The sequence below is a fragment of the Micromonospora sp. NPDC023888 genome (assembly GCF_040639415.1).
Classification (GTDB): domain Bacteria; phylum Actinomycetota; class Actinomycetes; order Mycobacteriales; family Micromonosporaceae; genus Micromonospora.
The window spans coordinates 167,133-179,613 of record NZ_JBEZZW010000012.1 but is presented as its reverse complement, the minus strand read 5'-3'; the positions used below and the strand labels follow the sequence as shown (position 1 = coordinate 179,613).

Annotated in this window: 6 protein-coding genes and 4 pseudogenes; 3 read left to right on the top strand and 7 right to left on the bottom strand. The window is 67.9% G+C overall.

All coding sequences use genetic code 11. From position 1 onward, the window contains the following. Positions 1 to 280 (bottom strand): annotated as a pseudogene (locus AB0F61_RS14035) (hypothetical protein); the annotation flags it as partial. A gap of 167 nt (positions 281 to 447) precedes the next feature. After that, entirely contained in the window at positions 448 to 906 is a 459-nt protein-coding gene (locus AB0F61_RS14030) for a DUF4259 domain-containing protein (protein WP_357808560.1), read from the bottom strand. Positions 907 to 1,726: 820 nt separating this feature from the next. On the opposite strand from AB0F61_RS14030, the pseudogene AB0F61_RS14025 reads away from it, so the two are divergent. Beyond that, positions 1,727 to 1,867: pseudogene (locus AB0F61_RS14025) on the top strand (IS21 family transposase); the annotation flags it as partial. Next, a complete protein-coding gene (locus AB0F61_RS14020) occupies positions 1,853 to 2,740 on the top strand; it encodes a cupin domain-containing protein (protein WP_357808590.1) in 888 nt (295 codons plus the stop codon). The pseudogene AB0F61_RS14025 and the gene AB0F61_RS14020, both read left to right, overlap by 15 nt. A gap of 404 nt (positions 2,741 to 3,144) precedes the next feature. Here AB0F61_RS14020 and AB0F61_RS14015 read toward each other — a convergent pair whose 3' ends face one another. The 3 genes from AB0F61_RS14015 to AB0F61_RS14005 form a co-directional block, all read right to left on the bottom strand. Continuing rightward, on the bottom strand, positions 3,145 to 3,324 hold the full coding sequence (locus tag AB0F61_RS14015) for a lasso RiPP family leader peptide-containing protein (RefSeq protein WP_357808557.1): 180 nt from the start codon (positions 3,322 to 3,324) through the stop codon (positions 3,145 to 3,147). A 216-nt stretch (positions 3,325 to 3,540) separates the two neighbouring features. After that, positions 3,541 to 7,788, bottom strand: coding sequence for a fibronectin type III domain-containing protein (locus AB0F61_RS14010; protein ID WP_357808554.1), 4,248 nt, complete (start codon positions 7,786 to 7,788; stop codon positions 3,541 to 3,543). 380 nt (positions 7,789 to 8,168) lie between these two features. Next, the gene (locus AB0F61_RS14005) at positions 8,169 to 8,390 is read right to left on the bottom strand and encodes a transposase (RefSeq protein ID WP_357808551.1); all 222 of its coding nucleotides are present in this window, start codon (positions 8,388 to 8,390) and stop codon (positions 8,169 to 8,171) included. A 565-nt stretch (positions 8,391 to 8,955) separates the two neighbouring features. On the opposite strand from AB0F61_RS14005, the pseudogene AB0F61_RS14000 reads away from it, so the two are divergent. Beyond that, positions 8,956 to 9,739, top strand: a pseudogene (locus AB0F61_RS14000) (transposase family protein). Between the two features lie 898 nt (positions 9,740 to 10,637). Here AB0F61_RS14000 and AB0F61_RS13995 read toward each other — a convergent pair. Beyond that, positions 10,638 to 11,786: a cellulose binding domain-containing protein gene (locus tag AB0F61_RS13995; protein ID WP_357808548.1), complete on the bottom strand. Its 1,149-nt coding sequence runs from the start codon at positions 11,784 to 11,786 to the stop codon at positions 10,638 to 10,640. A gap of 171 nt (positions 11,787 to 11,957) precedes the next feature. Further along, positions 11,958 to 12,157, bottom strand: a pseudogene (locus AB0F61_RS13990) (hypothetical protein); the annotation flags it as partial. Positions 12,158 to 12,481 lie beyond the last annotated feature (324 nt).

The following is a 12,481-nucleotide window of genomic DNA, read 5'->3' as shown; positions in this document are numbered from 1 at the left end:
CGCGCTTGAGGACCTGCTCGCGGGTGTTGCAGCTACCGCTGATCGTGCTCCAGTGAGGAAAGAGGTCACGGGAGTAGCCGCTGGTCGAGCCTTGGGCCGCCACGGTCAAGGCGTTGAGCTGCGACTGCGCCGTTGCCTTCGACGGAATGCCGGGAGGCGTGGCGGAGGCCGGTTGGGCGGTCACGGCGGCCAGGCAGGTCCCCGCGAGGGCGGCGACCGCGAGGACGGCGGCGCGGTGCATGACGCGCGGGAAGGAAGTGCCAGAGGGCGCGTTCGGCATGAACGGCGACCTTTCGTCATCGAATGGACGGCAACCATCCCTGACGATCATGTCAATCGACAGTCATGCACGTAAAGGCTGCCAGTCTGGTCATTGACCATTCGGCATCTTCTAGTAGGGCAGCCGCCGTTCGCGAGCTTCGGTCGACGTGGTGTGTCTGGTGGTCTTTACGAGTTCGCTGCTTCGAGGATGGCGGTGAGACCGTCGATGGTTTGCTGGGCCTCGGCGTGGTTGGTCTTGGTCGTCCATCCTTGATGCCAGGGGCCGCCGGGGCTGGCCACGAAGTGCAGCGCTTCGAGCGCGGACGTGGCAAGGTCGGGCACTGGCTCGGGCAGAGTCACTGCGCTTGGTTCGTCGGACACTTGAGTAAGGCGGTGCTGTAGGTGCTCGCCGCCGGGAAGGGTAGCGGCCACGAGGGCTGCCGCTGCGACTACTTGGTCGGGGAAGTACTCCCGCCAGAGGAGGTCGCGGTTGGCTAGGACGTAGCCGAGCATGTGTCGTAGTGCCTCGGCGCGCTGTTGTGGCGGTCGCTCGGCGAGTTCGTCAAGGAAGTCCAGCGCGCCGTCACTGCTGAACGGTCCGGTTCCGAACGTGCCCACATCGCCCTCGCCTCGATAGACGGCCACCGCTGATCATCAACGGTTGTGGACCTGACTGAAGATCGTGCGGTGGCCGGGCGCCACAGCGTAACCCTGCCCGGTGGCAGCGGATTCTGGCCGGGGTACTCGACTCGTTCGCGGCCGGTTCGGGCGGGTAGAGCCTCGTCGCACGGAGGCTCGTGCCGGGCTGCTGTCGGCAGGCTGAGATAAACGCTCCCGCAGATCGTTCAGCTACCGGATCGTGGGTGTTGGCTGAGCGGCCATCGGCTGACGCAGGCGCCCGGCCAGCGAACCGTTCGCCTCTGGCGCTCCCGACCTGCTACCACGGCCTAGCCGTCACAGGCCGCACTTGCGGATGCCGCGCCTTTTGCGGCAGATGCGGTAAGCCCGCCCGTAGTCAGCGGTTCCGACAACGCCTTGCTGCTTCGGGGCTGCGGTGCTTGACGGCGCATTTGCCGTGCCGATACACCGGTGCGGGTGCGGTCGACCGGTTCGTCGAATCGCTGCGAAGCGCGGTCGTGAGGGGCCGCTCGACCGCGTGGTACTTCAACGCGCCTAGCGGGTTAGCGATCTGCGAAGCAGCGTAGCTGGCCTTACGCACGCTCTTCGGCACGACAGCCTTGCTGACCACCCGCTTCGCCGATCGGACTGGATGGACAGCGCGTCGGACTCCGCGCGGAATGAAGAGACGGGACAGGAAACCCATGTGGCAACGCTAGCGTTCGTCGACGCGTCACGGAGTCGGCCATACGTATGGCCCAACGAGGTCAGATTGGGCGGCGGGCCTCGGAACGGATTACTCCGACTTCCGGCCTCTCGCCGGACTGTCCCTCAAGGGCAGGATGGCAAGACGGTGTTCTGCGATCGGATGCAGCAGCTGCGGCCGTTGTTCTGCCGTCCGGACCCGCCTCAGTGGACGGAGTATCTGTCGGGTGAGCTGGCGCAGTGCGATCTGTGGTGCCCGCCGGCGGACGTGCCGTTGGGCTTTGGGCGGGCCGCAGGAATCTACCGGACGGGTGGGTTCGCGGCGCCGAGAAATTTGACAGCTTCCTCGCACCGGCCTTCGCCGACCTCTGCCGCTTCTACCGTCAGCCGCCGCCCATCCGCAGGAGGTGTCACCGTGACCCGCGCTTTCCCTGGCGGCACCGGCCTCAGTCACCTATCCGTCTACAACAGCGCCTGCCCGGACGGACTCGCCGGCGGCACACCGCACCTGCACACCGCCTCCACCGAGGCCTACATCGTCATTCAAGGCAACGGCCTGCTGCACACCCTCGACCCTTCCGGGCCGCGCGAGGCACGCCTCGAACCCGGCGACGTCCTCTGGTTCACGCCCGGCACCATCCACCGGGCCATCAACCACGGCGGCTTGCAGGTGCTGGTTATCATGTCCAACGCCGGTCTACCCGAGGCCGGCGACGCCGTAATGACCTTCCCACCCGAGATCGTCGCAGACCCGGACCGTTACCGGCAGGCCGCGACCCTGCCCCGCGAACAGTCCGAAGCAGCGCTTGACAAGGCTGCCCAGCGCAGACGGAACTTGGCCGTCAACGGGTTCGAACGGCTGGTCATAGCCACCGAATCCGGCGACCCCGGACCGATGGAACGGTTCTACAACGACGCGACCGCCCTGGTGCAGCCAAAGGTCGACCAGTGGCGTCGCATCTGGCAGGAAAACGTCGCCGACCAAACCACCTACACCGCCAGCGTTCTCGACGCCCTCGAACACGGCGACGGACGCCACCTGCGCGACGCCGCACTCCTGCACGCACCACCCAGCGCCACCTTCGGCTTCGGTATGTGCGGCCGCCTACGCACCTACGACGTACGAAACCCGGTCGACAACAGGGACCGTCCCTGACGGATCCAGCGCTCACAGCCGGCCACACCACAGCTCGGTCAAGGTTCCCTCCGACGCCAGCGGGTGTGTTCAGGGCTTCTGTCTCGGCCCCGAGCCGGGACAGCCGCGATCGGACGGTGCCGACTGGTACGTCGAGCGCTACCGCCGCCTCGGTGTAGGACAGGGCCCTGCCAGACGCCAGAGCAACAGCACGTCACGGTCGGGCGGCCTCACTCGCTCAAGGGCCGCCCGCAACCGGGCCAGGTGCCGCTCGTCATCGAGCCGGTCGGTGACCTCGTCGGCATGGTCGGGCGTGGCCGGCGCGGGTGTCAGCCGTTCCAGCACCCGCCGATGCCGCAGAGCGGTCCGCCAGCGATGCTGCATGGTCCGGCGTGCGATGCCGGCAACGTGATGGAGCTGGGCGCTCACAGCGAGCCGTCGCCGCCGGCGCCGCCCAATCCGTCGTCCGGCCCCACAATGCCGCCCTTGGTCAACTCGGCGAGGGTGCCGAGCCGCTTGATGACAGGTGGGCTGTAGGGCCGAGGTGGGCCGACTACCAGCGATCCCGCTCGGATGTCGTTGTCCACATGGTGATGCGTTCCCACTGACGGCTCTCCGTTCCCGTGTTTCCGAAGGATGCGGTGATGACGGGGGGCCGCCGCGTCACCTCGGCTGATGCCCCTCGCTCCACATCCTCGCAGCCTATCGGGATGAAAAGGAGTCATTAATACAAAACACCCATTCACGCGTGGTCACTGCACTCGACTCGGACCTCGCTGTCGGCTTGCGCCCTGCCACCACCGTGCCTCCGGTTAGCCTGCTCAAACCCGGCCGGCGGCGCCGGCCCGTCCGGCGGGAGGCGCGAGGCGGGTCTGGTGCCCGGGTGCGGCCGTCTTGGTCCGTGTGGCGAGACCCGGCTCGGTGCTGAGCGCGTCGACGTTGTATCCGAACCAGAACGTTCCACCCTGGTCGACCGCGAAGGTCAGCGCGATGTGTACCGATTCACCCGGCGCCAGGGTGCCGCCGGGCAACGGAACGGTCAGGGTGCTGCCGAGACCGCCACCGGGAGCGCCGGCCGGAGCGTCCACGGACAGGTTCTGCACGGTGACGGTTCCGCTGCCCGGGATGGTGACGCTGCTGGTGGGGGTCGCCGGGGCGACGATCCTCAGGTGTGCGGGGTTGGCGGGTTGGACTGGCACACCCGGCCGGGGAGCGCCGTTCGTCTCGCTCAGGCTGGTGATTCTCAGTCGGGTCGTGGTCATGGTGGCGGTGGCGGAGCGGTTGGTGATGGTGCGGCGCACCGTCAAGGTGCCGGGGTTGCCGCCGGTGCCCGGTACGTAGGTCTGGTTCGGGGTGGCGTTGGCGGCCACGGTGGGGGCGAGCAGCGTCGACTGGAGCACCGCGTTCTGCTGGTACGGCGATGCGGTGTTCTGCGGTGCCGGCGTGCCGAGGGCCGACGGAACGCCGCCAACCGGTGTTGCGGTGGTGGAGATCAGCTTGAAGTCGGCGTTGTTGTTCTGGGTGTTGGCGGGTCGGCCGGCGGTGGTGAGTCTGTCCCAGGCGTACTGGTTGGTCGGTACACCGGTCAGGGTCGGCAGTGGGGTACCGGAGTAGAAGCCGGCGCCGGTGGAGCCGACGGCGTCGGTGACCGTGGCGGCCGCGTCCGGTGCACTGATCTTCAGGCCACCGCCGCCGAGGGCGCCGGTGCTCAGGTCCGGGCTGGCCACGGTGCTCAGCGAGTATCCGGCGGCGGCGACCAGGTAGGACCGTCCCGTGGGCAGGGTGGGAGCGTCCTGCGGCAGGGTCAGCGACGCCCCGGTGGCTGAGGCGATGGTGAAGCCGGCCAGCGGCATCGCGGGTCCGGTGTTGTAGAGCTGAACGTACTGGTCGCCCGCACCGCCGGGACCGGAGAACCGGAACTGATCGATGATCAGTTCACCGAGGGTCGCGGAGACCTGCACGGTGACGGGGTTCGACGTGGCGGTGCCGTGAGTGGCGTCGCCGCCGTAGCGGGCGGTGACCGTGTTCGTGTTGAAGGCGGGCAGGGCGACGGTGAGTGTGGCGATGTTGCCCGACAGCGGCACGGTGCCCAGCGTGACGGTGTTACCGGTGGCGGAGACCGCGGTGAATGTCACCGTTCCGGTGGCCGGTGCCGGCCCCGCAGTAGCGGTGAAGGTGACCGGGGTGCCGAAGGAGACGGTGGTCGTCGAGGAGGTCAGCGTCAGAGTGGCCGTCTGGCGGATCACCAGGGTCGCCGGCCGGGTGTCGCTCTGCCCGAACGAGTCGACAATCCGGACTGTGAACCCGAAACTGCCGGCGGCGCTGGGGATGCCGGAGAGCAGACCGGTGCCGGTGTTGAGGGACAGGCCGGGCGGCAGCGCCCCTGCGCTGATCGACCAGGTGAAGGGCCCGGTGCCGCCGGTGACGGTGAGCTGGTCGCTGTAGACGACGTTCGCCTCGCCGGGCGGCGGCGGCGGGAACGTCAGGCTGGGCGGCGGCGCGATCACGATCGTGGCGGCCCGGCTCGCCGTGAGGTCGCTGGCGTCGGCGACCTGGACAGTGAACGAGAAGCTGCCGGCAGTCGTGGGAGTGCCCGACAGCAGTCCGGTGGACGGGTTCAGCGTCACCCCAGGAGGCAGCGAGCCGGCGCTGATCGACCAGGCGAACGGTGCGGTTCCACCGGTGACGGTGAGTTGGTCGCTGTAGGCGGCGCCGACCTCACCGGGCGGCGGCGGTGGGAAGTTCAAGCTGGGCGAGGCGTTGATGGTGACCGGCGCAGACGCGGCGGAGGCCGGGCCGGTGCCGGCGGCGTTGGTCGCGGCGACCCGGAACGTGTACGTCGTTCCCGCGGTCAATCCGGTGACGGTCCGAGTCGTCGACCCGGCGGGGAAGGTCTGCGCCGGCTGGGGGACCCCACCGATGTAGGGGGTAACCACGTAGCTGGTGATCGCGGAACCACCGTTGCTGGGGGCATTCCAGCTCAGGGTGGCGGCGTTGCTCCCGGCGCTGACCGCCGTGATGGTCGGCGCCGCGGGAACAGTGTAGGGGATGACAGCATTCGAGGGCGGGCTGTTCGCGCCGGTGCCGAAGGCGTTCACCGCCGCGACGCGGAAGGTGTACGAGGCGCCGGCGGTCAACCCGGCCAGGGTCCGGGTGGTCGTGCTCGCGTCGAACGACTGGGTGGGCTGGGCTATCCCGTTGCGGATCGGTGTAACCACGTAGCCGGTAATCGGGCTGCCGTTGTCGGCGGGCGCGGTCCAGCTCACGGTGGCGCTGGTGATGCCGGCCGTCGCGGTGGGCGCCGCCGGTGCCGCCGGCGCAGCGGCGTAGACGTAGCTGGTTGAGGCGGCAACGCCGCGGGTGACGACGGTGACGTTGACCGCGCCGGCCGACGCGCGCGCCGGCATGGACGAGATGGCCAGAGTGCCGTCGCCGTTGACGGTGAAGCAGCCGGCAGCCGGCCCAGACTGGCAGGGCAGCAGCGTCACCGGGGTACCGGCCTGCTGTTCCGCGGTGGTACCGATCTCGATCGCCGTAGCACCGGCGATGTTGGTGCCACCAACGGTGACCGGGATACCCCCGGCGACGGAGCTCAGCGCGGGTGTCACGGTGATTCCGCTGGGTGTCGGGGGTGGGGCGACCGGCGTGGTCGACGAGGAGTAACCGGGGTTGGCGTCGGTGGATGACGAGGTTGCGACCGTCGCGGTCTGGATCAGGGCGGGCGTCACTCCGGCTCCGGTGACAATGGCCACCACGGAGATCGGCGGCAGGGAACTACCGGCGGCGAAGGGCCCGTTGCTGTTGAGGCAAGTGATGCTCTGTCCGACCGGGGTTCCGCAGACCCAGCCACTGCCGAAGGCCCCGAGTGGGACCACTCCAGCTGGTGTCGTCTGGGTCACCGAGATCGGTGCGGTCTCGGCCACGCCTGGGTCGACCCCGGCGGTGATCGAATAGTTCACCGGGTCACCCGGCTGAGGTGTGGGTCCGGTGTAACTGGTCTGCGTCACGTTCAGATCCGGCACCGCGGTGAAGGTGGTCGCCGCCGCATTGTCGATCTCGTGGAAGGCAAACACCGAACCGGTGGAGGCGACCCAGCCAAAGGCGAGCTGCCGCGGGATCCCATTGGCATTCACCCAGCTGGGCGACGGATAGAAGCTGGCCGCGACAGTGGGCAGGCCACCCGACAGAGTCATCGCAGCCCCACCTACCGGAGTGAACCTTATGCGGTACTCCCCCGCCGGCACGCTGATTCCGGAGCCGGTGGTGAAGGCGGCACCCGTCGGGTTGATCACGACCTCGACCGGCACCTGCGAGGCGGCGCGGGTCACCGCGCCCAGCGCTAGCGGCGGCGACGCGGTGGTCGCCGCGGTGCTGTTGATCGCGCAGTAGCCCACCCTGTCGTGGCCCGGTCCGCGTACCACCACCTGACCGGGCACCCGTGCCGTCGTCGAGATGTAGGGCGGGTTGGTGCAGCCGGTGCCCTGATAGCTGCTGCTGCTGAAGTTGCCAAAGACATCGAAGCCGATGCCCATGTAACCGTTGGACAGACCCAGGGTGTTGCCGTTGAAGGCCGCGGAATAGCCGAGCGACCCTCCGCCACGCCCCATGATCGCCGGCGAGCGGGGGTTGGCCGGGTCCACCGCGGCCAGCACGAAGGCCAGCCCGTCGGCGTTGCCGCCGTACTGGTAGGTGTTGAAGGTGATGTCCAGGCCCTGCGAAGTCGGCACACTGGCCGCGCTGAACACCCCGCCGATCTGGTTGGCGGTGGCGGAGGTGAGCCGCAACTTCCCGGCACCCTGCGGGTCCGTGGACGTCGGGCAGCTCAACAGCGGGCCGGTCGTCGGGTTTCCGGCCGCGGTCAGACACGCGACGTTGCCGCCTGTGGCGGGTGCCGTGTCCGGGAGCACCACGGCCCCGACGCCGTTCGCGGTGTTGTTGTGGAAGGGCTGATTGAACAGTGTCGTCCCGACGGCCAGCGACGTCCCGGGAGTCAAAGCCAGAGTTCCGGCAGTCAAGATGGTCGCCATGGCGGCGGCGGTCGACATTCGGAAACGACTTGAGAACGACATGCCGCGCCCCTTCTCTCTTGAGACCCGAAATGAGTCCACAAATCCCCTACGCGGCAGCACTGAGCAGCAGCGTTGCGCCGCCTGCGGAGCGGTAAGCGAACCCGATTGCAATTCACAATTAATGTCGCCGGGCGGGCTCAGTCCCGTGCGGATCGTATGCATGAGGAACGATAATCGGCGAGTCACAACTTCTCGCCCGCGCTCGGAGTGTCGCGAAGCTGACGCTTCGCCTGGCCAGTCGACCCCTGACCGCGCGCAGCACGGCGACGTAATGGAACATGGCGAGGATCTGCTGGCAGATCGGACTGGCGACGGTCGCGTCAGGTGACTCCTTGGCTCCCACCCCAATGGGAGTAGTGGTACGGCATGCAGAGGCCGTTTCACGTATGGGTTAGTCGGGTGTGTTGAAGGTGCGCCGTTGCGGGCGGGGGCGGGAAGTGCGCGTACACGGTCTGCCAGGGTCGGAAATCGACCGGTGGGCACCGCCACGCGCAGCCGGTGTGCACCACGTGCAAGATGCCGCCGATGACGGCCCGGCGGGGATGCCTCTCCGGTCTGCCCATCCACTTCGGACACGCGAGCATCGGCTCGATGATCTCCACTCGGCATCGGACAGGTCAGATAGCTACCGCCGAACTCGATCAGAACGCGTCCATTGATCAAGCCGAGCCCATTGATCGGACGCGCTGTGCGGCACACCCGACCAGCCCACATCTCAAACGCGCTCTTGGTATTGATTTTTTCGCTGGTAGATACCCGCAGCCCTTGATCGGGCGCCGGCAGGGCGGGTTTTTTGTGCGCCACTTCGCCCGGCTGGACTCCCATTGAGGGATACCGATTGTGGTGACCGACATCTTGCTGGGCACCACCGTGGCGTGATCGCGCGTCAGGCTCGCTGAGCCCGTAGGGCGGTCGAGGAGATCGTCGCCAGCTCCGGCCGGGCGGGGATGAGCAACGTCATGATCCTCAGCGTTTCGTTCATGCAGCGAGTTCGTACTCATGCAGCCAGTCGGTCGAGTTCCTGGCCCCGCGGATGATCATGGAGCCTTTTCCAACCTGATCTTGCAGGTCAGCCCGGGTCGGCAGGGGGCGGTGATCGATGAGGGCGAGGCTCTAGGTAGGACAGCAAATCGACCAAAACCCGATGCCCCGACCGGGAGCCTCGCCATGCTGTCCTACCCCGCCACGATCCCGTTGTCCAGCCGGACCCTGAACCACCTCGCCGACCGCATCCGCTGCCACCGCCAGCAGCGCAAATCCCGGCGGAGGCGACTGACCCCGGGCCACCAGGCCCTACTCGCCCTGGCCCACCTGCGCAACGGCGACACCTACACCCGCCTCGCCGCCGGCTTCGAGATCAGTGTCGCCACCGCCTGGCGCTACGTCCAGGAAGCGATCGCCCTGCTCAGCGCGACCGCCGAAGATCTGGATACCGTCATGCGCCGCATCCGGCACCTGGCCTACGCGATCCTGGACGGCACGCTGATCCCGATCGACCGGGTCGCAGACCAGAAGCCGTACTACTCCGGCAAACACAAACGGCACGGCGTGCACGTGCAGGTCATCGCGGATGCAGCCGGGCGTCTTATCTGGGCCTCGGCCGCGTTGCCCGGCTCGACCCATGACCTGACCGCCGCCCGGACCCACGGCATCATCGACGCCTTGACCAGCGCTGATGTCATGACCTCCGCGGACAAGGGATGCCAGGGCGCCCCGCGGCAGCGTGCGCACCCCGTTCAAGCGGCGCCGGTTCCGGCCGAAGCTGTCACGCCGGCAGAAGGCGGTAAACCGCACGCACGCGAAGATCCGCGCCTGCGGTGAGCGCGCGATCGCCACGCTCAAGACCTGGAAGATCCTGGTCAAGCTGCGCTGCTGCCCGCGCCGAGCCACCGCGATCGTGCAAGCCATCCTCATGCTGCACCACGTCGAAGCCAACCACTACGCAGGATAAAAGGCTCACTGTTGCGGTCTACCGGACTACCGAGCGGTGGCGTTATGAAGTCGACGAAGGGGGCGAGGCGATTCAGAGAGGGCCATAGGAGCTACGGACGACGCTGAGCGCGCTCGACTCTTCCATCGTCTTTAATGGCCGGCGACCCGTGCGGATCGAGACCCGTTGTGCAGCAACGCATTCGGGCGGCTGGGGCGACACTGAGGCCGGGACACCTCCCCCGTCCATGCTGCAGGCCGCTAGAGGAACGAGCAGCAATCAGGGTCGGGGTCCGTCATGCGGACGGGTTGATAGTCATCCGCACGGCTGGTCGTGGTCGGTTACCGGCGATCGGTTGCGCCAAGATCCCCTCGGGCGACAGCGCAATAGCAAGGTCAAGGAAGGACGCTGAGAGGATCTCCGCACCGGATGAACGAGCAGAGAACGCGCCCAGTTCCTCAGTCCGACTGTTCTCGGGGGACGCCCGCTCCCGGATCCGGCCGGGGTTGGTACGGGTCTCCGACCGGTCATGCCGCAGTCGAGCATCGCGGCCCGATCGAGGTCGGCGCCTGCGGAGTCCAGGTCGGTGAGCCTCGCGTAGCGCCGATCCGGGTGTGGAAGTCCGACGTGCCAGCTGTCGTGGATCCGTCCCAGGAGGGTCAGTGCGGCTTGGACATCCACGGCCCACACGGCCAAGCTCGGTACGTCCACGGCGTCGGCGGCGGGCTGATGTGGCAGCGGTGGCGGCCACGGCGAGTACGCCAGGACGTAGGAGTCATGCGCCCGTTGTGGCCGGCGCGTCAATCGCAGGCCCGGCATTCGCCTCCCCTGAGTGCGCCGATACCTGACGATCATCGCCGGTGCCGGCGCGCGCGTGGCGGCGAGGTGCATGGTGATCGACTTGTCGTTGTGGGCCCGGTCAGCGGGACGGCGGCGGGTAGAGGGTGTTTATGCGTACCGTCCACGGCTGGTATGGGCCGGGGCACGGGGTGGGGTCGTGGTTGCACGCCGTGTCGGTCTGCGTGTAAAGGTCGAACGAGGCGCCCCCGACCGCCCGGAACAGCACCCTGAGCGGCTGCCCAGTGGGGTAACCACCGGTGGTCCACACGAGGGCCAACGCAGGGTTCACGGACGTGAACGGCCGGTAGTTCGCGGGTAGCGACACGCCGAGTGTCTGCCCGACGACCAGATTGACCGTGGTCCGGTTCGCGGCCTGGGTCAGGTTGACGTCTCCGGCCGGCGACGCGGGGACGACGTTGACGTGAACCGTCCACTGCAGGACCGGTCTCGCACACGGTGGCGTCGTGTGGAAGCACGGGTCGTCGCTCACCGTGGACAGGTCGAGCGAACCGGTACCGACCGCCCGGAACAGCGCGGTCAGCGGATGACCGGTGGGGTATCCGCCGCTGCTCGACACGAGGGTCAACGCCGGGCTGGTGGACGTCATCGGTAGGTAGCTCGACGGCAGGGACACGCCGAGCGTCTGCCCGAGGACCAGGGTCACCGCGGTCCGGGTGTCGGCCTCGGTGACCCTGACGTCCTCAGGCTCCGGCGCCGAGCTGGAGACCGGCGGCGAGGAGGGCGGTGACACCGCATTGTTACTGCAGTTCAACGCCGGTGCCGAGCTCGAGCCGGCCAGCTGCATCCCGAACGTCGTGGAGGCGCCCGGAGCCAGCCTGCCGTTCCATGCGAGGTTGACCGCGGTCACCGTCTGGCCCGACGTGCTGACCGTGGCGTTCCACGCGTTGACGACCCGTTGGCCGTCCGTCAGCGTCCACGTCACCGACCAGGTCGTCGCGGGCGTCGTCGCGGTGTTGGTGACCGTGACGACGACGACCGCGCCGCTCGTCGGACCATTGCCCCAATGCGAGTCGGTACGCGCCGTCGCCCGGCATCCACCTGCCACGGTGTCCGCCGAGGCGCTACCAGGCACCACAGAGATCATGGCGAGGGCGGTCAGCGCGCCCACTCCCGCTACCAGCCAGGATGCCGCAAGGGCCACCCGTCTTGATAACGCCATGTCGACGCCCCCCTCTGCAATCGATACCTGCCTATGCTTGCCCGTCACGGTATACGCGCGGGTGGGCGCACAGGGCGTCCACTATGACCGAACGTTCAGCAGTCGCACCAAGGCCCGATCGTTCAGGGCCCACCACGTCGAAGCGGAGGCCGGAAGCGAGCTCGGTCCGGCGCGGAATCCTGGGCACGGCCGGCCCACAGGTACAGGCTGCCGTCGGCCGGCGGCAAGGCGGGTGTAGGTGTCGCCGTTGTGCAGGTGGGCCAGGGCTAGAGGGCCTGGCGGCCCGGATTCAGCCGCCTCCACCGGGATTCGCGCTGCTGGCGGTGGTTGCGGATGCGGTCGGCGAGGTGGTTCAGGGTCCGGCTGGACAGCGGATCGTGGCGTGGTAGGACAGCACGGCGAGGCTCCCGGTCGGGCATCGGGCTTGGTCGATCTGCTGTCCTACCTGGAGCCTCGCCCTATCGATCAGAACCCCTGACGACCTGGACCGACCTGCAAGATCACGTTGAAAAGGGCTCAACGTCTACAGCGCTTAACTCGGAATCAAGAACACCAATGCCGCTTCATCCGCGATCCAGATAAAGCGGCAGATCAGAGCGTTCACTCGCCAGCAGGTCGGCGGCCAACGGTATGTTTCGTTACCGCCAAAGAAGATCATCCGTTACCGGATGTTACCGCCGTTACCCGAGAAGATCTTCATCTTCCCAGGTCAATCGGTCGGGAAGGCCGGATTCGAACCGACG